Origin of the sequence: Bordetella genomosp. 9, from assembly GCF_002119725.1 — a bacterium.
In the GTDB taxonomy this organism is placed as follows: Bacteria; Pseudomonadota; Gammaproteobacteria; order Burkholderiales; family Burkholderiaceae_B; genus Bordetella_C.
The window spans coordinates 62,971-84,919 of the sequence record NZ_CP021109.1 but is presented as its reverse complement, the minus strand read 5'-3'; the positions used below and the strand labels follow the sequence as shown (position 1 = coordinate 84,919).

The window sequence follows — 21,949 nt, the reverse complement described above, 5'->3', positions numbered from 1 at the left end:
CAATGTGGCGGCGTGGTGAAATCCCGGCTCCCCAGCCGTGGTGGTGCGACTTGGAGAAATGAAGATGCTGCAGATCGCGGTCGTGGGGCATACGAACACCGGCAAAACGTCGCTGCTTCGGACGCTGACGCGCGATACCGAATTCGGCGAAGTGGCCGACGGTCCGGGAACCACCCGGCGGGTGGAAGGAGCCAAACTGCGCCTGGACGGGCGCGCCGTGCTCGCCTGGTTCGATACGCCTGGCATGGAAGACAGCATCGCGCTGCTCGAATACGTGGAACACCTTGCAGGAGACCGGCGCCTGGACGGGCCCGATCGCATACGGCTGTTCCTCGAATCGCCCGAAGCGCAGCGCCGTTTCGAGCAGGAGGCCCGCGTGCTCGGCAAGATGCTGGAATGCGACGCCGCCCTCTATGTGATCGACGCGCGCGACCCGGTGCTGGGCAAGCATCGGGACGAACTGGCCCTGCTGGCCGCATGCGGCAAGCCGCTTTTGCCCGTGCTCAATTTCGTTCATGCGCCATCGCACCGCGCCGCGCAATGGCGCGAGGCCATGGCGCGTCTGGGCCTTCATGCCCTGCTGGAGTTCGACACGGTGGCTCCGCCGTTGGACGGCGAACAGCAGCTCTATGACCGCCTCGCCGTGCTCCTGGATCGGCATGCCGGCGTGCTGCGGCAACTCGGTGCGGCGTTGGCGCGCGAGCGCCGGGAACGCCACGACGCCGGGCTGCACCTGATCGCCGATTTGCTGGTCGATGTCGCGGCTTTGCGCCTGGTGTCCGACGCCGATGAAGCCGCGCTGCGCGAGACGACCGAACGGTTGCGGGAACAGGCGCGCCGGCGCGAACAGGCTTGCGTGAACGCGTTGCTGGGGCTGTATAACTTCCGTCCCGACGACTACGCGGGCGATCCGCTGCCCCTTGCCGGCGAGCGATGGGGCATGGATCTATTCCATCCGCAAGCCTTGAAGGACGCGGGGATCGAGGTCGGCATGGGCATCGCGGCCGGCGCGATGGCGGGCGCAACGGTGGACCTGATGCTGGCGGGCATCAGCCTGGGAACCGCCGCGCTGATCGGTGCTGCGGCCGGCGGCATGTGGCAGGGCATCGAACGTTTTGGCAAAAGACTGGCTGCCAGGCTGCGGGGCCGGCGAGAACTCAGCGTGGACGATGCCGTGCTGCGGTTGCTCGCCCTGCGGGAACGTGAGTTGTTGATGGCCCTGGAGCGCCGCGGCCACGCGGCCCGAGAGCCGGTGCGCCTGGATACCGCCGACAAGGATCCGTGGCGCGAGGCCGGCCTGCCGCCGGAAATCAAGGAAGCGCGCAGCCGGCCTGAATGGTGCGGGATGTCGCCGGAATACCAGGATGGCCCCCGGCGCGCCGCGACTGTCAAGGCATTGGCGCAACGGCTGGCGTAGTGCGCTGCGCCGGCCCCCGCGGCTTGCAAAAAAGGAGGCGCCTTAGCGAGGCGTATCCGGCGAAGGCGCCTGGTCCTGGTTCTCTTCCGGATCGTCCTGGTCCGGCGCCTGGTCGTCGGGTTCGTCCATGGCGCCGTCCTGCGGCCCCATCATGCCGATCACGCCTTGCAGCACCATGCCGGCGAACTGGTCGAGCGGCATCTTCGTGCCGTTCAGGTCGACCGTGCCATCCGCATAGTGCAGGGTGGATACGACGTCGCTGCCCTGCAGGGTCGCGTACCCCGAATCGGCCGCCGCCTTGCCTATGATGGCGGCCAGCGCCTGCGCCTGCGCATCGGCGGCCGCCGCGTCCATACCTTGCCGCCGCATGTTCTCGGAAAGCAGGCCCGCCAGCACGGGCTGGGCGACGGCAGCGCGCGCATCCAGCTTGCGCAGCGCCTTGGCCAGGCGTTCGTCCAGCGGCTGGTCCGGCGAACCCGGGTCGCTCAAGTCGAGATTCAGCGTGAAGCGCGCCTCGCCACGCGGCGTCTTCAGCAGAATGGGGTCGATATAGAAGTTCGGGTTCGCGGCCAGCAGGACGTGGCGAGCCTCCAGCGCCTGCGCCTGCTCTTCGGGCGTCAAGACCGGCTCGGGGACCTGCTGCTCCCCGCTTTCGTGCTGCGCCTGTTCGGCGCTGCGCGACCAGATGCGTCCGTACAACGTCAGCAATGTCTTCACTGCCTCCGGCGCCAGGTTCCTTGCGCCCAACGCCACCTGCACCGAACCGATGTCCGCGCTGCCGATGGTGAGCATTGACGCCGCGTATTCGCCATGCACGGATAGCGCACCCTTGTCCTCACTGGCGTCAGTGCGCTGCGTATAGTCCGCGAGGGTGATCGGCGGACGGCCGGGGGGCGTAAGGGCTACCCGCTTCACGGTCAACGTATTGGTGCCGACCTGCAGGCCCGCGGGCCCGGGTCGCACGTCGGTGGAAAGCGTCACGCCGTCGACCTTCAGGCGGGCGGCTTTATCGTCGTCCGCCACGTCCACGGTGGCGCTGTCCATGGTCCCGTGCAGGCGGGTGCGGCGGTCGCGATCCTGCGAGAAATCGAGCACCAGGCCGGACAAATCGAGCGACGCGTCGTCGCGCGTCAGCTTCAGCGGTTCCGTGCGCAGCGTGCCCGATACGGACTGGCCGTAGCCCAACGCGGCCCTGCCCGACAGCGGCGGGACACCGTGCGTCAGTTCGAACCACGGCCGCACCGTATCGTTTTCTTGCAAAGCGAACACGCCCGCGGCCATCACCGGCAGGAGCTGCCCGCGTTTGAGCCGATCCAAGGGAAAAGGCCCGTGTCCGATGTGCGAGATCACGTCCAACACGTCCTGGCGGGCGGCAGGCTGGCCCGACACCGCACCGGACTCGAACTGCACGCGCAACAGCACGTCGGTGGAAAACCAGTGGCGATCCTGCCGGACCAGCGACACCGTCGCATGGCTGCCGGGCAGGACTTCCTGTAGCCGCGTGTTGGCTTGCTCGACCTGCTGCGGCAAGACCTCTTCCAAACGCTTGCCGGTGTACCAGGCGCCGGCCACCCAGCCAACGCCCGCCACTACGATAACGCCCACCACCACCCGGATTGCTTTGCTCATGACGTCGCTCTTACGCGGGACAAACGCGGCATTATAGGTAGCGCGTCGGCACCGCCCTTTGCGCCAACGCGTCCCGGCCTTTCAAATGCGTTACAGGACAATACCGAGGGGCTGCGCGGGATGGGCTACAATCCTTTCGTGTGCAGTGCCAATCCGCACACCACGCCAATCGGCATTCGCCGTCGCGTCCAGCCCTGGATTTTCCTCGGGCCATCCCCTTTTCCTCCTTATCGTCCGCCTGGATTGGAGTCTCTCAACTTGAGCGACAGGCTGCCGCTGGAGTTGTACTTGACTGCCATTTCGAACTTCGCCGACCTTGGGTTGGCCGATTCCCTGCTGCGTGCCATCGCCGAAACCGGCTATACCGCGCCCACCCCGATTCAAGCCCAGGCTATTCCGCTCGTCCTCAAAGGCGTCGATCTGCTGGCGGCCGCGCAGACGGGCACGGGAAAGACCGCCGGTTTCACCCTGCCCATCCTGCACCGGCTGATGCAGAACAAGCCCGCGCAACGCCGCCCGGGCCGGCCTCGCTGCCTGATTCTGACCCCCACGCGGGAATTGACCGCGCAGGTCGAAGAATCGGTGCAGACCTACGGCAAACATACGCCGCTGACGTCCATGGTGATGTTCGGCGGCGTCAACATCAATCCGCAGATCGCCGCGTTGAAAAAGCCGGTCGATATCCTGGTCGCGACGCCGGGCCGTTTGCTGGACCACGCCGGGCAGAAGACCGTCGATCTGACGGGCGTCGAAATCCTCGTTCTGGACGAAGCCGACCGCATGCTCGACATGGGTTTCATCCGCGACATCCGCAAGGTCCTGGCCCTGCTGCCCGCGCAGCGGCAGAACCTGCTGTTTTCCGCGACCTTCTCCGATGAAATCCGTACGCTCGCACGGGGCGTCCTGAAGGATCCGGCCGAAGTATCCGTCACGCCCCGCAATACCGCCACGGAACTGGTCACGCAGACCGTCCATATAGTGGAACAGCATCACAAGCGCGACCTCATCAGCCACATCATCCGTGAAAGCGGCTGGCATCAGGTACTCGTCTTCACGCGCACCAAACACGGCGCCAACCGCCTGGCCGAGACGCTGGTAAAGGACGGTCTGAGCGCCGCGGCCATTCACGGCAACAAAAGCCAGGCGGCGCGTACGCGCGCGCTGGCCGGCTTCAAGGCGGGCACCGTCACCGTGCTGGTTGCCACGGACATCGCCGCCCGCGGCCTGGACATCGACCAGCTGCCCCAGGTGGTGAACTTCGAACTGCCCAACGTGCCCGAGGACTACGTGCACCGCATCGGGCGCACCGGCCGGGCTGGCGCCACCGGCGCGGCCATCTCTCTGGTGGACAACAGCGAGATCAAGCTGTTGAAGGCCATTGAAAAACTCATCCGCAAGCCGATCGACCGCGTACCGGTGCAAGGCTGGACCCCGCCCGCCAACGTGGCGCGCGAGCGCGAGGACGATGACGACGAACGCAATTTCCGCGGTGGCCGCCAACGCGCCGGCGCGCCGGCCCGCGGCGGCAATGCAGGGGCACGGCATGGCGCCAACGGCGCCGGCCGCACGTCCGGCAGGCCGGATGGAAATCGCCATGCCAACGGCTCGACCAATGGCAGTGGCGGCCGGGCTGCAGCCAAGCCCGCGGGCAACGCGCGGCCGCAAGCGTCCGGCAACGCGCGCGCCGGCGGCGCCGCACCATCGGGCAGCCGTAGCGCGGGAACCGGCAACGGCGGCGGCCACAACCGGCCCGCCACGGGCGCCGGCGTTAGTGCGCGAGGGGCCTCGCGCCCTTCGGCGCTGCTGTCGAAATAACGGGGCGCGGGCGCGCCCGCCCGAAAGGAGCGGGCCGCGCCACCACCGGAGACCTTCATGACGCTTTCCACTTGGTTGACGTTCATGCTCGCTTCCTGGGCGATCTCGTTCTCGCCGGGCGCTGGCGCGCTTTCGGCAATGACGTCGGGTCTGCGCCACGGTTTCGCGCGCGGTTACTGGAACACCGCGGGACTGATCCTGGGCATCCTCTTCCAGCTGGCCGTCGTCGGCATCGGACTGGGCACGCTGCTGGCCACGTCCGAGACCGCCTTCGCGGTGGTGAAGTATCTTGGCGTGGCCTATCTGGTCTATCTGGGATGGCGGCAGTTCCGCGCCGACGCCGCGCCGGTGACGCTGGAAAATGGCGGCGGCGCGCTGGAATCGCGGCGCAGCCTGATCCTGCGCGGCTTCCTCATCAATGCGAGCAATCCCAAGGGGACGGTTTTCCTGCTGGCCGTCGTGCCGCAGTTCATCGATGCCGCGCATCCGCTCGTTCCGCAATACGCCGCCATCGCCGCCACCATGGCAATGACGGACACCGTGGCGATGGCGTTCTACACCTTGCTTGCCGCAAAGGTGCTGCGCCTGATGCGCAGCCCGGTCCATATCCGCTGGATGAACCGGGCGTTCGGCACGCTGTTCATGGCGGCCGGCTTGCTGCTTGCGTGCTTCCGGCGCACGAACTGATCCGGCGGTGCGCCACCCCACCTGTAAAATCCGCGGTCTATGAATATTCCCCAAGAAGTCGCGCGGCGACGCACCTTCGCCATCATCTCGCACCCCGACGCCGGCAAGACCACCCTGACGGAAAAGCTGCTGCTGTTCGCCGGCGCAATTCAGATCGCCGGCAGCGTGAAGGCGCGCAAGGCGAGCCGTCACGCGTCTTCAGATTGGATGGAAATCGAAAAGCAGCGCGGCATTTCCGTGGCTTCGTCGGTCATGCAGATGGAGTACCGCGACTGCGTGATCAACCTGCTCGACACCCCGGGGCACCAGGACTTTTCGGAAGATACCTACCGCGTTTTGACGGCGGTGGACGCAGCCTTGATGGTGATCGATGCGGCCAACGGCGTCGAGCCGCAGACCAAGCGCCTGCTGCAGGTCTGCCGCGCGCGCAATACGCCCATCATCACTTTCATAAACAAGCTCGACCGCGAAGTGCGCGAGCCGCTGGATCTGCTGTCCGAGATCGAGTCCCACCTGGGCATGGACGCCGTGCCGTTCTCGTGGCCCGTCGGCATGGGCAAGTCCTTCGGCGGCGTGTTCGACATCCGCCAGGATCGCATGCGTCTGTTCCGCGCCGGCCAGGAACGCCGCGGCGACGACGACGAATTCATCCAGGGGCTGGACAATCCCGAGATCGCGCAACGCTTCGGCCAGGCCTTCGAACAGGCGCGCGGCGAAATCGCGCTGATCAACGAAGCGGCGCCTGCCTTCGACGCGCAAGCGTTTCTGGACGGCAGGCAGACGCCGGTATTCTTCGGTTCGGCTATCAACAACTTCGGCGTGCAGGAAGTGCTCGATGCCCTGGTGGAACTGGCGCCGCGCCCCGGTGCTCGCCCCGCGCTGCAACGGCAGGTCCAGCCCGACGAGCCGCGCTTCACCGGCGTGGTGTTCAAGGTGCAGGCCAACATGGACCCGGCGCACCGCGACCGCGTCGCGTTCGTGCGCGTGTGTTCCGGACGCTTCGAGCGCGGCATGCGCCTGAAGGTATGCCGCACCAACAAGGAAATGCGTCCGAACAACGTAGTGTCTTTCCTGTCGCAACGCCGTGAGCTGCTGGACGAGGCCTATGCGGGCGACGTCATCGGCATACCGAACCACGGTGTGTTGCAGTTGGGCGACGTGTTGACCGAAGGCGAAATTTTGCAATTTACCGGCCTGCCGTTCTTTGCCCCGGAACTGTTCCAGGCTGTGGAAGTCAAAGATCCGCTGCGCACGAAACAACTGCGTACCGGCCTTGCCCAGCTGGGCGAAGAGGGCGCGATCCAGGTGTTCCGGCCCGTGGCCGCGGGCGGCGCCATGCTGCTGGGCGCGGTCGGCCAATTGCAGTTCGAAGTCGTGCAGCACCGCCTGAAAACCGAGTATGGCGTGGACGCCCGCCTCATGCCTTCGCGCTATACCATGGCGCGTTGGATTACGTCGGATGATCCCCGTGCGCTGAAGAAGTTCATGGATGCCAATGCTGCGCATATCGCCTATGATGTGGTGGACGCGGCCGCGTTCCTGATCGGCTCGCCCGCACAATTGCGCGTGGCCGAGGAACTGTATCCGGATGTGAAGTTCCACGCGATGCGCGAACACGGTGGGCGGGTCTTCAGCGAGAAGGCGTAGTGCTGCTGGGACCAGAAGGAGCCTCGCGATGAGTACGCAAACCCTCGAGTGGCAAGGCGCGTGGCGCCGGCGTGGCGCGGCCGCCGCGCGCGTTCACGGCGCGGCCACGCGCATGGTTGCGTGCTCGCTTTCCGGGCTGGCCAGCCGGTGCGGGGCGCCTTCCAGTATTAACAGGCCCTAAGAGGTTCAGGCATGTCTTGGCGAGTAATCTTCGCGACGCTGTTGGTGGCTTTGGCAGCTTCCGCGTGGGGCGGCATACAGTTCGGCGATTGGCTGGTGGCGCATGCCCCCACCGCCACGCGCGCACCCAACGAAACCGATACGAATCAGGAACCCATCCTGGATGCCGACGGCCGCCCCTATACCGCGCAGCCGCCGCAGCCGCGCATCGACGGTACGCTGGGCGTGCCCGACCGGCCGGCCAATACGGACTGGACAGTGGCGACGGTATCCTTGTTCGATACCGTCCGGGATCCGGCAGTTTTGATTTCGCGCGACAGCATTTCCATGGATCAGGCGCGGCAATTGGCCGCCGCGTCCCAGTCCTCGCTGCCGACCGGGCCCAACGACGTAACCACACTCGACTTGGCCACGCAGCAGGCGCAGACCGCGCAATCCGCTCAGCAGTACGCACAGATCCAGGCGTCGCGCAACGTCAGCCAGCAGCCGCTCATTCAATCGGTGGACATGCCGCCGCCGCAACAGCAGGCGTCGGCTGGGGCCGGCCAGAAAGGCTGGCAGGAAGCGCTGCGTCGTGAGCTCGCGCAATGCGCGGACGCCGGTTTCTTCCAGCGTCCCACCTGCGCATGGAATGCGCGCAACAAGTACTGCGCGCCGAACCAGGCGTGGGGAACCATCCCCGAGTGTCCGCATCGTCCTTGATGCGGACGCCGTAACCGCGAACACCCCCTGTCTCGTATCCCGGCAGCGCTGGCTTCGTCACACGAAGCCGGCGCTGCCGCGATGATGGAAGCGGCGTGATACCGCCCCGCGGCGGTCCTCAGTCCGCCGACTCCATCTGGCTCTGCAGATAGTTTTGCAGGCCAACCTGATCCACCAGGCCGATCTGCGTTTCGAGATAGTCGATGTGATCCTCGGTGTCGTTCAGGATGTCCTGCAGCAGGTCGCGGGACACGTAGTCGCGCACGGATTCGCAGTACGCAATCGCTTCCTTCAGCGTCTGCTGCGAGCCCTGTTCCAACCTGAGATCGCAGCTGAGGATTTCCGGCACGTCCTCGCCGACCAGCAGCTTGTTCAGGTCCTGCAGATTCGGCAGGCCATCGAGCATGAAGATGCGTTCGATCAGGCGATCCGCATGCTTCATTTCCTCGATCGACTCCTCGTATTCATGCTTGCCGAGCTTGTTCAAGCCCCAGTGCCGCAGCATGCGCGCATGCAGGAAATATTGGTTGATCGCGGTCAGCTCGTTTTTCAACTGTGCGTTGAGGAATTCGATGACCTTCTTGTCGCCTTGCATGATGGACTCCTTACCGAATCCCGGGAGACTACCATCGCACGGCGCGCCAGCATACCCCTGCCATGCATTTGGTAAATGGCTTTGCGAGCGCGATATGGAAAGTTAAACAGCAACGCAATGAGAATGAGTCGACGTTCCACCGATGACGAGCAACGACATCCTGGCGCTTTTTCGCTGGGAATTTTTGCAGCGGTGTGTCAGCGCGCAGGCTGCGCTGGCCGTGTGACCAGCCATATTCCAAGCGCGATCGGAACGATACCCGTCAGGTCCATGACAGCCACCGGTTCACCCAATACGGCCCAACCGAACAACAGCCCGAGCGGCGGCATCAGGAAATGCAGCGCGCTGGCGGCCGTTGCGCTGGACCGTTCAAGAATGGTGAACCAAAGCCCGAATGCGCCTATCGATACGGCGACGATCATGTAAGCGAGGCTCCAGAACAGGGAAGGTGTGTAGTGGACCGGCATTTCGCCCTCCAGGGCGACTGCGAACGGCAGCACGGCGATGGCGCCGGCGAAAGACTGGGCGCCGGTCGCCAGCCAGATATTCGTTGCCGGCGCCCGGCGCTTGTACAGCAATGTGCCGGCCACAAGCGCCGCCAGGCCCGCGCCGACCAGCAAGGTGCCTTGCAGGTCTTCGTGCATGCCGGTCAGTCGCGAACGCAGCACCACAGCGACCCCGAACAGGCCGAGAATCAACCCGGCGATGGCCCGCCACGTCACACGCTCGCCGAGCACCGGGCCCGCGATCGCGCCGATGAGCAATGGGTTGGTGCTGGTGATGACGGCCGCGAATGCCGACGAGACCGTGGCCATGCCGGCCCAACTCAGTCCCAGGTAAAGCGCATTGTTCAGGATGCCCAGCACGGCGAGCAGACCGAGCTGACGCCAGCCGGGACGCCGCATGCCGCCGGCCATCCAGGCCATTGCCAGCATCAACACGCCAGCGATGCAGAATCGCACGGTCAACAGCGTCAGTGGCGGACAGTCGCGCAACGCGATTTTCGCGGCGGCGAAGGAAGAACTCCACAGCACGCAAAACATCGCCACCGGCCCCCACGCCACCCGCATCTCATTTGGCTGCGATGGCGAGACGGTGGTGCAGGCACTTTTCATCGGCGGGGATCCGTTATGCGTTTGGCGAAAGCGGACGCCGGCGGTCCGCGGACCGCCGGCGCAGCGGCGTTGGAAGGGCTCCTGCTGGAGCAGGTCGCGTTCCTGATCAGCAGCAGCCGTTTTTGACGACTTCTGGGCGCTGGCCGCGCATGAAGAAGCCGGGGCCTTGATGAGCGGCTGCTACTCCGCGTCGATCTGCAGATGAATGCGGGAAGCGCTGGGCTCCGACGGAAAGGCGGCGCCAAAGGGCGAGCCTGACGAGGCGCGGTCCGTCTTGGACGAGCGCGGCGCACGCGCGCGCAACGGCCGGACTGTCGAAAGCGGCCCGTCGCAAGCGGCCCCTCGAAAGCGGCTCGAATGCAGCCTCAGGCGGCTTTGACGATGGGAATGGGGAAGCTGTTGGCCGCCGGACCGGTCTGGTCGGCGATGGCCACGGCAGTGGGATGGGTCAGCGACGTGGCCTGGCAGACGCTCGAGCAGCGGCCGCCAGGCAGGTACTCCGCGGCAGTGGCCGCGCAGGTCCCGCAGCACGTGGCAACGCCCAGCTCGAATTGCAGATCATCGAGCGTCGTGGCGCCGCCGTCCACGGCGGCGCGGACCTGGCGTTCGGTGATGGCGTTGCAGACACAAACGTACATGCGAAATATTATCGAGAGTTATTCGCATTCAATCAACAAGAAAAAGTGGGGACGCCGAATGGGCGGTCCGGCGCCGACGCGCGCTACCTGTGGTAAGCGCCTACTATCGCGCGGACGCCTGCGCCTTGCGGACAGAGGCCGGTGCAATACGCAGCGCCTCACGATACTTCGCCACGGTGCGGCGAGCGATGACGATGCCCTGCTCCGCCAGCTTGAGCATGATTTGATTGTCGGATAGCGGCTTGGCACGGTTTTCTTCCGCCACCAGCCGTTTGATAAAAGCCTGGACCGCCGTCGCGGAGGCCGTGTCCCCGCTTTCCGTGGCAACGCCGGCGCCGAAAAAGTCCTTCAGCTCCATGGTGCCGAACGGTGTAAGCATGTACTTCTGTGTGGTGGCCCGCGAAATCGTAGACTCGTGCAGCCCCAACTCACCTGCGATGTCCTTGAGGATGAGGGGCCGCATGGCGGACGGGCCCTGGCTGAAGAAAGCCGACTGGTGGTCGACGATGGCCTGGGCAACCCGCAGGATGGTATCGAAGCGCTGCTCGACATTGCGGATCATCCAGCGCGCCTGCTGCAGTTGCGCGTGCAGGGCCGAATGCCCGCCTTCCCGCTGATTGCCGAGCATCTGAGCGTAGATGTGGTTGACGCGCAGGCGCGGCATCGCGGCGCTGTTCAACACGACCTGCCACCCCTTGCGGCTCTTGCGGACGATGACGTCCGGAATGGCATAGTCGGCCGCAGGCACGGTCCATCGGCGGCCGGGGCGCGGGTCCAGCTTCAGGATCAGGGCGCGAGCGCGCCGGGCGGTGGCGTCGTCGCAAAGCAACGCCTCCCGCAGCCGGGCCTGATTGCCCGATGCGAGCAACGGCAGATGTTCGGCGCAGATGGCGCGCGCGCAGGCCAGTACGGTCGGATCCGCAGCCTCTGGCAGCGCCTCGGCGTCGGGGTGCCGCAGCTGCAGCGCCAGGCATTCGGCCATGTCGCGCGCCCCGATACCAGGCGGGTCGAAGGACTGCAGCAGGCGCAAGGCGGCGCGCAACTCGTCCAGGTCCGCTTCCACCTCGGCAGGCAGCCAGGCCAGGATTTCCTCCAGGGGCGAACCCAGGTAGCCGTTTTCGTCCAGCTCGTCGATCAGCAGCGCCACCAGAGCGGCGTCGCGCCGGCCCGCGCGCGTCAGCGCCAATTGCGCCAGCAGGTGTTCCCGCAGGGTTTCGCCCCGCGCGGCTTCCGGCATGTCGCCGTCCTCGTCCGCGTACACGCCCTTGGCGCCGGGCATTTCGTCCACCGGGGTTTCCCTTTCCGGCGGCGGCTCGTCCTCGTGGGCCGACCCCTCGCGATTGGCGTCGATATCGTCCGGGGCGGGGTTGTCGTCGCGCTCCAGCAAGGGGTTTTCGGCCAGCGCCTGGGAAATCTCCGCCTCCAGGTCGAGCGTCGACAACTGCAGCATCCGGATGGATTGCTGCAGCTGCGGGGTCAGCGCGAGGTGCTGTCCTGGCCGAAGTTCTAAGGCGTGGCGAGTCATAGGTACAATATTTTGCATGATGAACCCGACTTCGCCCGAACGCGTACGCCAGGACAGCCGCCTGATCCGTCAGACGCTCTTGAAGCTGGCGTCTCCCCGTCTCCTTGTCCGGGCGGTCGTCATTGTGGCGGCCGTGGCGATCTGGCTCTATGTCGCCCAACGCATCCTCGCCTTCGGCGCCACCATCAATTACCAGGGTCTCCATGCCCTTGGTCAATCCACCGTCGATCTGCTGAACCGCATCAACCCCTATCTATGGTGGGCGGTCGCCATCATATGGTCGTTGATCGTGTTCTTCGTGGTGCGAGGCTGGCTGCGCAGCCATATCGCCGCGGCGCGGCTGGTGGCAGTCCCGGCGGACACGTTCTCTGACCTCGTAGGAGACCTGGGGGAGGACGCCATCGACGTCATGCGGTGGTGCTGGGGCAATCGCGACGAGCCTTTCACCGTCGGAGACCTGCAGCGCACGCTGTGGGAAATCCGCCATGGGCGGGTGGCCAAGATCGCGATGGTGCGCGACCAGGAAGTCTTGCTCGGCCTGCCCCCTTCCGGCGGCCCGGCGGGATTCGTCCGCGGCGCCCCCAACGCCAACGTCGGCATGAACATCAACGGCCGGGCTGACCGTTCTGAAGCGGCGCCTGGCAACCCTCGGGACTGGCCAGGCGAGCGCCGCCGCGCCCGGCCCCTCGTGGACGACCCGGCACGTGAAGAGGGCCCGGTCGAGCCGCGCATCGGCCCCATCCGCTAAGTTTCCCGTTGCATCCTCAGCCAAATTATGGTTGACTAGCGGCTTACCCATCATCGATCCCATGGCCGCACACCGCACCTTCCTCGCGATGACCACCGGACGCCTCAGCGCTCCGATGGGCGGCCTGCGTCTTTGCGCGCTATCGCTATACCTACCGATCGGTTGCCGGGCCTAGCGTCCCGTGGCAGTTCGGCAGCCATTGCGCCACCTCGTCTTTTCCCTTTAAAACCAAGAATCCCCCGCTGGCCCGGTCAGGCATGACCTGTCCGAGTCCATCGCCGCGAACATCCGTGGCGCTTCGCCAGCAGGCAAGGTGAATCGGCGGCCGCGCGAAGCGCCGCACACCCGGGATTCACGCCCGATCCTCCGAGGTAACCCTGATGATGCTCGCCAACCCTTCACAGAAATATCGCCCCTTCGTTCCCTTCAAGCAAGACTACGCAGAACGGACCTGGCCCAGCCGGCGCATCACCCAGCCGCCGATCTGGATGAGCACGGATCTGCGCGACGGCAATCAGTCCCTGATCGAGCCGATGAGCGTGGAGCGCAAGCTGCGTTTCTTCGAGCAGCTGGTGAAGATCGGCTTCAAGGAAATCGAAGTCGGTTTCCCGTCTGCCTCGCAAACCGATTTCGATTTCGTTCGCAAGCTGATCGACGAAAAGCGCATTCCGGACGACGTGACGATCATCGTGCTGACGCAGTCGCGCGAAGACCTGATCGCCCGCACCGTCGAGGCGGCCGCGGGCGCGCGCCGCGCCATCGTGCACCTGTACAACGCCGTGGCGCCCGCCTTCCGCAAGATCGTCTTCAACATGACGAAGGACGAGATCAAGAAGATCGCCACCACCGGCACGTCGCTCGTGAAGGCCGCTGTCGCCAGGCATCCCGAGACCCAATGGGGCTATGAGTACTCGCCCGAGGTCTTCAGTACGACCGAGCCGGAATTCGCGCTGGAAGTCGTCAATGCGGTCACGGAGATCTGGCAACCGACTCCCGCCGACAAGATGATCGTCAACCTGCCGGCGACCATCGAGGCCACCACGCCGAACCTGTACGCGGACCAGATCGAGTGGATGCACCGCAACCTGGCGCGCCGCGACAGCATCGTGCTGAGCGTACACCCGCATAACGACCGCGGCACCGCCGTGGCAGCCGCCGAGTTCGCAGTCATGGCCGGCGCGGACCGCATCGAAGGCTGCCTGTTCGGCAGCGGCGAACGCACGGGCAACGTGGACCTGGTCACGCTGGCGCTGAACCTGTACACGCAGGGCGTGCACCCGGGCCTGGATTTTTCCGATATCGACGAAGTGCGCCGCTGCGCCGAGTACTGCAACCAGCTGCCGGTGCACCCGCGCCATCCCTATGCCGGCGACCTCGTCTTCACCGCGTTCTCCGGCTCGCACCAGGACGCGATCAAGAAGGGATTCGCGCAGCAGCAGCCCGATGCCGTTTGGGAAGTGCCTTACCTGCCCATCGATCCAGCCGACCTGGGCCGCAGCTACGACGCCGTCATCCGCGTGAACAGCCAGTCCGGCAAGGGTGGGGTGTCGTACCTGCTGGAACAGGAGCATGGCCTGGTGCTGCCGCGCCGCCTGCAGATCGAGTTCAGCCGCGCGATCCAGCGCGTGACGGACGAAACGGGCCGCGAAGTGACCGCGGACGACGTGTATGACGTGTTCAAGTCCGAATACCTGGCGCAGCAATCGCCGTGGAAGCTGATCCGCCATCGCATCGCAGGCGATCCCAGCGCGGCCGAATCCAAGCATTTCCGCATCGAGGCCGAAGTGGAAGTCGACGGCGAACGCCGCACCATCGTCGGCGAAGGCAACGGCGCGATCTCGGCCTTCGTTGCCGCGCTCGGACTGCCGGTACGCGTGATGGATTACCACGAGCACGCCATCGGCGCCGGATCCGACACGCGCGCCGCCTGCTATATCGAAGTCCGCGTTGGCGACTCCCCCACCGGTTTCGGCGTGGGCATTGACCGCGACATTGTGACGGCATCGTTCCACGCGGTGCTGAGCGCGCTGAACCGGCATTTGAAGTCCGGCGCCAGTGCTACCGCCGGCACGGAGGCCGTTGCGGCATAACGCCACGCGTGTGCGGCGCATGAATGGCGGCAAGGCGTCCCGGCCTTGCCGCCATTTTTTCGTGTGTGCCGCTCAGCGGATGCCGGCGCGCAGGAAAGATTGCACGAATTGCCGCTGGAAGAGGAGAAAGGCGATGAGCAGCGGCGCTGCCGACAGCAAGGTGGCCGCCGTGATGACGGACCAGTCGATCCCCTGGTCGGTGGACGAGAACACCTGCAATCCCACCGTGAGCGGACGCGTCTCCACCGAATTGGTGATGATGAGGGGCCACAGGAAGTTGTTCCAGTGGTAGCTCACCGACACCAGGCCGTAGGCGATATAGGTGGGCCGCGCCAGCGGCACATAGACCTTCATCAAAATCTGCAAGCCGTTCGCGCCTTCCACGCGCGCCGCCTCTTCCAATTCGCGCGGAATGGTTTTGAAGGTCTGCCGCAGCAGGAAGATACCGAATGCCGATGCGAAGTAGGGCAGGCCGATGGCGAACACCGTATCGCGCAGGCCCAGCCAGCTCATGGTGCGGTAGTTTTCCACGATCAGCACGTCGGGCATCACCATCAGCTGCAGCAGGACCAGCATGAACACTAGATCGCGGCCGCGAAACTGGAACCTGGCGAAGGCGTAGCCGGCCATGGTGCACAGCACCAGCTGAGCCGCGAGCACCATGGTCACGAGCGCGAAAGTATTCAGGAAGTAGCGCGGGAAAGGGGCGGCGTCCCAGGCGCGCAGGAAGTTGTCCAGCGTCAGCGGCGCAAACAGATCGAATCGCGTCGCATAGGCAGGCGGGTGAAAGGCCGCCCAGACGGCATACAGCAAGGGAAGTATCCAAAGGATGCCCAGCAGCCACGCGCCGACGGTATCCAGCCAGCCCGGCGCCTGCCAGGCCGCCACGCCTTCGCGGCGCGCGGTGCGCCGCCCCGGACGCGGCAGGGTCTGCTCCAGGGACTGCGACAGCGCGCGTTTCATTGGTAGTGCGTCCTCTTGTCGAGCCAGTGGAACTTCACAAGCGCCGTGACTGCCAGCACCACCAGCAATACCACTGTCAACGTCGCGGCGTAAGCCGTATCCCAGAAGCTGAAGCCGACCTGGAAAATGTAGAACAGCAGCAGCGTGCTGGCGTTATCCGGACCGCCGCGCGTCATCACGACCACGTGATCGACCAGCCGGAAGGCATTGATGAGTGCGTTGATCAGAACGAACAGCGTGGTCGGCATGAGCAGCGGCCACAGCACGCGGCGGAAGTACTGCCATCGCGACGCCCCTTCGAGCAGGGCGGCCTCGCGCAACGACGGCGATATGCCCTGCAGCGCCGCCAGGTAGAAGATCATGAAGAAGCCCGCCTCTTTCCATACGGACACCACCATCAACGCGGGCAGGGCGGTTTCGCGCGAGCCCAGCCAGTTCACGCCGGGCACACCGAACCATTGCAATACCTGCGCGATAAGACCGTATTGAGGCGTGTAGAAGAACAGCCAGATATTGGCCACGGCGACCATGGGCAGGACGGTGGGCGTGAAATACGAAAGGCGCAGAAAACCGCGCCCGGCCAGGCCGCGGTTCACCCACAAGGCCATGGCCAGCGCGACGGCCACCGACGTCGGCACCGTGCCCAGGGCGAACCACAGGTTGTTCCATAGCGCCTGCCAGAACACCGGGTCGTCCCGCATGGCCTGGTAGTTGTCCAGGCCCACGAACACCGCCGGCCGCCGTCCTTTCGGCGTCGAAAAGAAGGTGTGCCAGACGGTGGCGATCGCGGGATAGTGGGTGAAGGCGGCCAGCAGGACCACCGCCGGCAAGAGCAGCAGCCAGGCGTAGACCGCCTTCATGGGGTTGGCAATCGCCGGTGTCCTCATGCCACCCTCCGCCTTCCGCTTACCGATAGGGCCGCAGGATGCGGTCCGCCTCGCGCTGGGCATCGCTGAGCGCCTGCTGCGCGGGCTTGGCGCCCGTCAGGATGGCCTGCAGTGCGTCATTCAGCACCTTCGTCACGCGCTGGTTCTCGTGCGTGGAGAATTCCGCCACGCTGACCGCCAGCTGGTCGCGCGCGACCGTGGCGGCCGGCACTTCCTGGGCGTATTTTTTCATCTTGCCGGTTTCCCAGGCGGCGGGCGTGACCGCGACATACCCCGTGGCGATGCTCCAATCGGCCGCGCGCTCGGGCGAGGTGGCCCACTGCGCGAACTTCAGGGCCGCCTTCTGCTGGGCTGGCGTACCGCTCTTGAAAATATAGAAATTGCCGCCGCCCGTGGGGCTGCCGCCGCGCACCTTCTTCGGCATCATCGCCACCCCAAAGGGGAAGCTGGCATTCGCACGGATATTGGTCAGATTCCCCGTGGTGGTCCAGACGATGGCCGCTTTCTTCTCCAGGAAGTCTTTGGGGGTGGTACCCCAATCGATGGTGCCCGATGGCATCACGCCATGCTTGGCCGAAAGATCGCGCCAGAACTGCGCGGCTTCAACCACGGCCGGCTTGTCCAGCATCGTCTGGTTGCCGGCCTCGTTCATCAGGATGGCGTTGTTCGGCGTGGTCAGCGCCTGGAAGAGCCAGTAGGCGAAGCTGCCGCCCGACGGAATCTCGATGCCCCACTGCGTGACGTTGCCGGCAGCGTCTTTCCTGGTCAGCTTTTTGGCCGCCTCGGTCAGCTCGTCCCACGTCGACGGCGGACGCTCCGGATCCAGGCCGGCAGCGCGGAACAGGTCCTTGTTGTAGTACATGACGATGGTCGAGCGCTGGAACGGCACGCCCCAGATGTGGCCGCCGGTGCGGCTGTTCTGCATGAAGGCGTCGTAGAAGCCACCCAGCCATTGCTTGCCGGCCGGGTCATTGGCCAGGCCATCGATCGGCACGATGGCGTCCTCGTCGATCAGCGTGAACATATCGGTGGACAACAGCACGGCCAGCTGCGGCGGCTTGCCGCCCTTCATCGTGGTCAACACCTTCGCGATGGAATCCTGGTACGAGCCCGCGTAGACAGGGCGGATATTGATGTCCGGATTTTCCTTGTGGAAATCGGCCACCATGGTGTCGATGATTTTGGTGATGGGACCGCCGACGGCGACCGGATAGTAGAACTCCACATCGACCGGCTCGGCGGCGTGGACGGGAAGGGAAAAGCATGCACCCGCGATCAGGGCGGCGAGACTTTTCAAAACGGTGCGTCGCATAGCGATTTCCTGGGTGGGGGAGGAGAAAGAAACACGGATGGAAGGGGACCGCGCTCAACGGGACGGCGAAAGCGCTTTGCCGCGCGCGTCGAAAAAGTGTTCGTTCGCCGGCAGCCAGTCCAGGCAGACCCGGTGCCCCGGCGTCACGGCCGCGTGGCCGGTGACACGCACCGCGATGCCGGTGTTGGCGCCGACGTTGCACGTGACGATCGAGTCCGCGCCGAAATATTCGACGCCTTGCACCGTGGCGGCATGGCCGTGCTCGCCCAACCGGATGTGCTCGGGCCGCACACCCAGCCGAACGGCCGCCGCCGGCGCATCGGCGATCGGGGGCTGGCCGGTCCCGGCCACAACCAGCGCGCCTTCCACCTTGTCCAGCGTCAGCAGATTCATGGGGGGCGTGCCGATGAACCGCGCCGCGAATTCCGTTGCGGGGCGCGCGTACAGGCCGTCGGGCGTGTCGCACTGCTCGACTTCGCCGTTGCGCAGCAAAACGACCTGATCGGCCATGCTCATGGCTTCGGTCTGGTCATGGGTGACGTACACCATCGTGATGCCAAGCTTGCGCTGCAACGCACGGATCTCGCGGCGCATGTCGTGGCGCAGTTGCGCGTCCAGATTCGACAGCGGCTCATCCATCAGGCAGACAGGCGCTTCGGAAATCACGGCCCGGCCCAGTGCAACCCGCTGCTGCTGCCCGCCGGAAAGCTGCGCGGGCTTGCGGTCCAACAGCTGGCCAAGCCCCAACAGGGCGGCCACCCGCTTCAAACGCTCCTCGTATCCGGCCGACGGCTCCTTGCGCACTTTCAGGCCGAACAGGATGTTTTCCCGCACGGTCAGATGCGGAAAGAGCGCATACGACTGGAAAACCATGGCGATGCGGCGCTGCGCGGGGGGAAGATGCGTGACGTCCCGCCCGCCGATGAGGATGCGGCCGGAAGTGGGCGTGTCCAGCCCCGCGATCATGCGCAGCGTGGTCGACTTTCCGCAGCCGGACGGACCCAGTAGCACGGTGAAACTGCCTTCCGGCACCACCACGCCGACATCGCGTATGGCCGCCGCATCCGCATATCGTTTCGTCAGCTGTTCAAGAACGATCGCTGCCATGTCCCCTCGTTATTGCTGTGCGCGTGGCCTATTGTGAAGGTAAATGAAATCCTTTTCATTTTGCAGTGCGAAGATGACGGTACTGTGGCATTTGGCACACTTCAGACGTCGATCAGCGCACCGCCTTCGTGGAACGGATACGGACCGTCGTAGTTGCCGATGTAGGCCACATGGCTGACGAGCGCGCCGTCGCGCCATTCATGCAGCATGTAGGCTGGCGGCTCCATCACGAAGGCCGAAGGCGCATCGTTGCGCAGATCCAGGGCGACCTGGTGCGCGGGACTGGGGCAGGTGGATGCGATGGTGCCGCCGAAGCGCCGGAAAATGCTGCGATGCAAATGACCGCACAGGATGCGCTCGACGTTGCCATGCCGCGCGACGATACGGGCGAGCGCATCCGCGCCTTCCCGAAGGCCGATGGCGTCCATGTGCCCAATACCGGTGTTGAACGGCGGGTGATGCATGACCAATACCGTGGGGCGGTCGGGCTGCTCGGCCAGGCGGTCCGCGAGCCAGGCCAGCCGGCGTTCACACAACGCGCCATGGCTCTCTCCATGGACCACCGTATCGAGCACGACAATGCGAACCGGATAGTCTTCGACGGCGTATTGCACATAACCGTCATGTCCGGCCAGGTAGACGTGGTCCGCAAACACCTCGGCAAGCATTGCCCGATCGTCATGGTTGCCCGGCAGCAGCAGGTAGGGCATGCGCAGTTCGTCGAGCAGATGCTTGAGGTGTGCGTACTCGGCGGGACGGCCGAAGTCGGTCAGGTCGCCGGAAATCACGACCACGTCGGGCCGCGGCGCCTGCGCGTTGACGGCGGCCACTGCCGGCGGCAGGTAGGCGTCCGTGGCGACCACGCGGTAGGCCTTCTGGCCGGGCAGTCGGATATGAAGATCGCTGAGCTGGGCAATGAGCATGATGGATGATCGCCGCGACGGCGTTTGAAGGTTCGGGTAGAACAGCCGGTGCGCCTGCGCGGCGCTCCCGGCCGGGAATATTGCGTGCGGCGTCGGCCGCATGCGAGGCCGCGCATCAGGCGTTGAGCGGGCGCAGCAACCTCACGTCGACACGGTCGCCCACGGCATAGGGGCTGTCTGCCGCGGCGTGAACCGGAAACGTCTGGCCGTCCTCCAGGCGGATTTCAAAGCGGATCCCCGACCCAAGGAAGAAGCGGCCCGCGATGCGGCCGGTGGCGGCGTCCCCGACGGGCGGCCGTAATTCGGCTTCGTGCGGACGAAAGGCAATCTCTGCGTGGCCGGGCGACAGCAATCCGTCGCGCAGACCCGCGCGGATCCGGCACAAGGTGCCGAGAAACTCGGCCACGAAGGCGGTTGCCGGCGATCGGTACAACGACTCCGCGGTGCCGATCTGTTCCAGCCTGCCCGCCGACATCACGGCGATGCGGTCGCCCAGCATCATCGCTTCTTCCTGGTCATGCGTGACGATCACCGTGGTGATCGCGAGCTCGCGCAGCAGCTGCGCGAGCTCTACGCGCAGGTGTTCGCGCAGCTTCGCATCCAGCGCCGTCAACGGTTCATCGAGCAGCAGGACGCGCGGCTGTATCGCCAGGGCGCGCGCCAGCGCCACGCGCTGACGCTGGCCGCCGGACAACTGGCCGATGCGGCGGTCGGCGTACTGCTCCAGCCGCACGAGCGCCAGCATCTGTCGCACGCGCGCTTCACGTTGCGCCGCCGGCATGCCGCGCACGCGCAGCCCGTAGCCAACGTTGCCGGCCACCGTCATGTTGGGAAACAGGGCATAGTTCTGGAACACCACGCCGACGCCGCGCGCCTGCGGCGGCAGCGCGGTGACGTCTTCGCCATCGAAGCAGATGCGGCCGCCGGCATCCGGCTGCTCCAATCCGCAGATCATGCGCAACAGCGTGGTCTTGCCGCAGCCGGACGGCCCCAGCAGCGCGAGCGTGGCGCCGCCTTGCACATCCAGATCCACCGGATGCAAGGCCCGGGTGCCGTCCGGCCACGTTTTGGCGCACCGATGCAGGGAAATCTTCACGGACGCATGGGGAACGTTCATCGCGCCGCTCCCGCGTCGGGCAGCGCCGCGGGGGCGCGCAGGCGGCCGCCGCGCCGGCTGTCGGTGGCGCGGCTGGCGAACCATTGCAGGCCGAGAAGCAAGGGCATGATCATCAGGAGGAATACCAGCGTGTAGGCCGAACCTACCTCCAACCGCATCGACGCGTAGCTATCGGCCAGGCCGACAGGCAAGGTCTTGGTCAAGGGGGTATGCAGCAGCCAGGTGAGATTGAATTCGCCGACCGAGAGGGTCAGCACGGTCAGCGAGCCCGTCAGGATGCCGGGCACCGCATTGGGAACCACGATGTGCAGAAAGCGCTGCGCGATCGATGCGCCCAGCGTGGCCGCCGCCTCGTCCAGGTTGGCGAGGTCGGCCAGCTCCATGCTCGCGCGCGCCGCCCGCACCATGAAGGGCAGCGTGAACAGCACGTGGCCGATGATGATGAACGCGGTGCTGCCGCGCAGCGCCCCGACAGAGCCCCACGACACGATGAGGGCCAGCGCGGTCGCCAGCCCGGGGACGGCGACCGGAAGCGTCAGCAGGGCCTCGAAGGCGCGCGCGGCACGGCCGCGGTGCACCGTCAAAGTCCAGGCGGCCGGCACGCCGGCCAGCAGGCACACCGCCAGCGTGGCCACGGCGATCGCCAGCGAACGCCAGACCGTATCGGCATACAACGCCCACACCTGTTCAACCCAACGCAGCGTCAAACCACTGGACACGCCGACGAAGGCGTTGCGCGTCAGGCCCGCAAGCACGGACAGAATCACCGGGCCGATCAGGAAGGCCGCGACCACCAGCGTGGCAAGCAGCCCCAGGCGGGATTCCATGGAAGATGAACGCATCGTCATTGCC

The 21,949-nt window shown here is 65.7% G+C and carries 19 protein-coding genes; 7 read left to right on the top strand and 12 right to left on the bottom strand.

All coding sequences use genetic code 11. From position 1 onward, the window contains the following. Window positions 1–58 precede the first annotated feature (58 nt). Window positions 59–1,417, top strand: a complete 1,359-nt coding sequence (locus tag CAL13_RS00370; RefSeq protein ID WP_086071182.1) for a GTPase/DUF3482 domain-containing protein — start codon at window positions 59–61, stop codon at window positions 1,415–1,417. Window positions 1,418–1,459: 42 nt separating this feature from the next. On the opposite strand, the gene CAL13_RS00365 is transcribed toward CAL13_RS00370, so the two are convergent. Next, entirely contained in the window at window positions 1,460–3,046 is a 1,587-nt protein-coding gene (locus CAL13_RS00365) for a YdgA family protein (RefSeq protein ID WP_086071181.1), read from the bottom strand. Window positions 3,047–3,334: 288 nt separating this feature from the next. On the opposite strand from CAL13_RS00365, the gene CAL13_RS00360 reads away from it, so the two are divergent. From CAL13_RS00360 to CAL13_RS00345, 4 genes are all read left to right on the top strand, one after another. Further along, window positions 3,335–4,861 (top strand): DEAD/DEAH box helicase, encoded by a 1,527-nt coding sequence (locus tag CAL13_RS00360; RefSeq protein ID WP_198297880.1) that lies wholly within the window; start codon window positions 3,335–3,337, stop codon window positions 4,859–4,861. A 57-nt stretch (window positions 4,862–4,918) separates the two neighbouring features. Beyond that, window positions 4,919–5,548, top strand: coding sequence for a LysE family transporter (locus CAL13_RS00355; protein ID WP_086071180.1), 630 nt, complete (start codon window positions 4,919–4,921; stop codon window positions 5,546–5,548). Window positions 5,549–5,587: 39 nt separating this feature from the next. Continuing rightward, window positions 5,588–7,195 (top strand): peptide chain release factor 3, encoded by a 1,608-nt coding sequence (locus tag CAL13_RS00350; RefSeq protein WP_086071179.1) that lies wholly within the window; start codon window positions 5,588–5,590, stop codon window positions 7,193–7,195. Window positions 7,196–7,387: 192 nt separating this feature from the next. Continuing rightward, window positions 7,388–8,077, top strand: a complete 690-nt coding sequence (locus CAL13_RS00345; protein WP_086055735.1) for a hypothetical protein — start codon at window positions 7,388–7,390, stop codon at window positions 8,075–8,077. A gap of 118 nt (window positions 8,078–8,195) precedes the next feature. On the opposite strand, the gene bfr is transcribed toward CAL13_RS00345, so the two are convergent. The 4 genes from bfr to rpoN form a co-directional block, all read right to left on the bottom strand. Next, window positions 8,196–8,672 (bottom strand): bacterioferritin, encoded by a 477-nt coding sequence (gene bfr / locus CAL13_RS00340; protein ID WP_086055734.1) that lies wholly within the window; start codon window positions 8,670–8,672, stop codon window positions 8,196–8,198. A gap of 197 nt (window positions 8,673–8,869) precedes the next feature. Beyond that, window positions 8,870–9,787, bottom strand: a complete 918-nt coding sequence (locus CAL13_RS00335) for a DMT family transporter (RefSeq protein WP_086071178.1) — start codon at window positions 9,785–9,787, stop codon at window positions 8,870–8,872. A gap of 365 nt (window positions 9,788–10,152) precedes the next feature. Beyond that, window positions 10,153–10,425 (bottom strand): (2Fe-2S)-binding protein, encoded by a 273-nt coding sequence (locus CAL13_RS00330; protein ID WP_086071177.1) that lies wholly within the window; start codon window positions 10,423–10,425, stop codon window positions 10,153–10,155. Between the two features lie 103 nt (window positions 10,426–10,528). Beyond that, complete coding sequence (gene rpoN / locus CAL13_RS00325; RefSeq protein ID WP_442857348.1) at window positions 10,529–11,950, bottom strand: RNA polymerase factor sigma-54; 1,422 nt, start codon at window positions 11,948–11,950, stop codon at window positions 10,529–10,531. 16 nt (window positions 11,951–11,966) lie between these two features. Between rpoN and CAL13_RS00320 the strand changes: the two genes are divergently transcribed. Then, window positions 11,967–12,698, top strand: a complete 732-nt coding sequence (locus CAL13_RS00320) for a hypothetical protein (protein WP_086055730.1) — start codon at window positions 11,967–11,969, stop codon at window positions 12,696–12,698. 380 nt (window positions 12,699–13,078) lie between these two features. Next, window positions 13,079–14,788, top strand: a complete 1,710-nt coding sequence (leuA, locus tag CAL13_RS00315; protein WP_086055729.1) for a 2-isopropylmalate synthase — start codon at window positions 13,079–13,081, stop codon at window positions 14,786–14,788. Between the two features lie 72 nt (window positions 14,789–14,860). Here the strand turns inward: leuA and CAL13_RS00310 are convergent, their stop codons facing one another. The 7 genes from CAL13_RS00310 to CAL13_RS00280 form a co-directional block, all read right to left on the bottom strand. Beyond that, window positions 14,861–15,751: a carbohydrate ABC transporter permease gene (locus CAL13_RS00310; protein WP_086071174.1), complete on the bottom strand. Its 891-nt coding sequence runs from the start codon at window positions 15,749–15,751 to the stop codon at window positions 14,861–14,863. Continuing rightward, the gene (locus CAL13_RS00305; RefSeq protein ID WP_420042429.1) at window positions 15,748–16,611 is read right to left on the bottom strand and encodes a carbohydrate ABC transporter permease; all 864 of its coding nucleotides are present in this window, start codon (window positions 16,609–16,611) and stop codon (window positions 15,748–15,750) included. The genes CAL13_RS00310 and CAL13_RS00305 overlap by 4 nt, the downstream gene beginning before the upstream one ends. 46 nt (window positions 16,612–16,657) lie before the next feature. Then, entirely contained in the window at window positions 16,658–17,950 is a 1,293-nt protein-coding gene (locus CAL13_RS00300; RefSeq protein WP_086071173.1) for an ABC transporter substrate-binding protein, read from the bottom strand. A gap of 54 nt (window positions 17,951–18,004) precedes the next feature. Then, entirely contained in the window at window positions 18,005–19,057 is a 1,053-nt protein-coding gene (locus tag CAL13_RS00295) for an ABC transporter ATP-binding protein (protein WP_086071172.1), read from the bottom strand. 101 nt (window positions 19,058–19,158) lie between these two features. Beyond that, window positions 19,159–19,980, bottom strand: coding sequence for a phosphodiesterase (locus CAL13_RS00290; RefSeq protein WP_086073441.1), 822 nt, complete (start codon window positions 19,978–19,980; stop codon window positions 19,159–19,161). A 115-nt stretch (window positions 19,981–20,095) separates the two neighbouring features. After that, window positions 20,096–21,097, bottom strand: a complete 1,002-nt coding sequence (locus CAL13_RS00285) for an ABC transporter ATP-binding protein (RefSeq protein ID WP_086071171.1) — start codon at window positions 21,095–21,097, stop codon at window positions 20,096–20,098. Beyond that, window positions 21,094–21,945, bottom strand: coding sequence for an ABC transporter permease (locus CAL13_RS00280; RefSeq protein ID WP_086071170.1), 852 nt, complete (start codon window positions 21,943–21,945; stop codon window positions 21,094–21,096). The genes CAL13_RS00285 and CAL13_RS00280 overlap by 4 nt, the downstream gene beginning before the upstream one ends. Window positions 21,946–21,949: the final 4 nt, after the last annotated feature.

Coding starts and splice junctions, on each gene's coding strand:
- CAL13_RS00365 (WP_086071181.1), bottom strand. CDS start 3,046: ATGAGCAAAGCAATCCGGGTGGTGGTGGGCGTTATCGTAGTGGCGGGC.
- CAL13_RS00295 (WP_086071172.1), bottom strand. CDS start 19,057: ATGGCAGCGATCGTTCTTGAACAGCTGACGAAACGATATGCGGATGCG.
- leuA (WP_086055729.1), top strand. CDS start 13,079: ATGATGCTCGCCAACCCTTCACAGAAATATCGCCCCTTCGTTCCCTTC.
- CAL13_RS00280 (WP_086071170.1), bottom strand. CDS start 21,945: ATGACGATGCGTTCATCTTCCATGGAATCCCGCCTGGGGCTGCTTGCC.
- CAL13_RS00335 (WP_086071178.1), bottom strand. CDS start 9,787: ATGAAAAGTGCCTGCACCACCGTCTCGCCATCGCAGCCAAATGAGATG.
- CAL13_RS00310 (WP_086071174.1), bottom strand. CDS start 15,751: ATGAAACGCGCGCTGTCGCAGTCCCTGGAGCAGACCCTGCCGCGTCCG.
- CAL13_RS00370 (WP_086071182.1), top strand. CDS start 59: ATGAAGATGCTGCAGATCGCGGTCGTGGGGCATACGAACACCGGCAAA.
- CAL13_RS00355 (WP_086071180.1), top strand. CDS start 4,919: ATGACGCTTTCCACTTGGTTGACGTTCATGCTCGCTTCCTGGGCGATC.
- CAL13_RS00345 (WP_086055735.1), top strand. CDS start 7,388: ATGTCTTGGCGAGTAATCTTCGCGACGCTGTTGGTGGCTTTGGCAGCT.
- rpoN (WP_442857348.1), bottom strand. CDS start 11,950: ATGACTCGCCACGCCTTAGAACTTCGGCCAGGACAGCACCTCGCGCTG.
- CAL13_RS00285 (WP_086071171.1), bottom strand. CDS start 21,097: ATGAACGTTCCCCATGCGTCCGTGAAGATTTCCCTGCATCGGTGCGCC.
- CAL13_RS00330 (WP_086071177.1), bottom strand. CDS start 10,425: ATGTACGTTTGTGTCTGCAACGCCATCACCGAACGCCAGGTCCGCGCC.
- CAL13_RS00290 (WP_086073441.1), bottom strand. CDS start 19,980: ATGCTCATTGCCCAGCTCAGCGATCTTCATATCCGACTGCCCGGCCAG.
- bfr (WP_086055734.1), bottom strand. CDS start 8,672: ATGCAAGGCGACAAGAAGGTCATCGAATTCCTCAACGCACAGTTGAAA.
- CAL13_RS00305 (WP_420042429.1), bottom strand. CDS start 16,611: ATGAAGGCGGTCTACGCCTGGCTGCTGCTCTTGCCGGCGGTGGTCCTG.
- CAL13_RS00350 (WP_086071179.1), top strand. CDS start 5,588: ATGAATATTCCCCAAGAAGTCGCGCGGCGACGCACCTTCGCCATCATC.
- CAL13_RS00320 (WP_086055730.1), top strand. CDS start 11,967: ATGATGAACCCGACTTCGCCCGAACGCGTACGCCAGGACAGCCGCCTG.
- CAL13_RS00300 (WP_086071173.1), bottom strand. CDS start 17,950: ATGCGACGCACCGTTTTGAAAAGTCTCGCCGCCCTGATCGCGGGTGCA.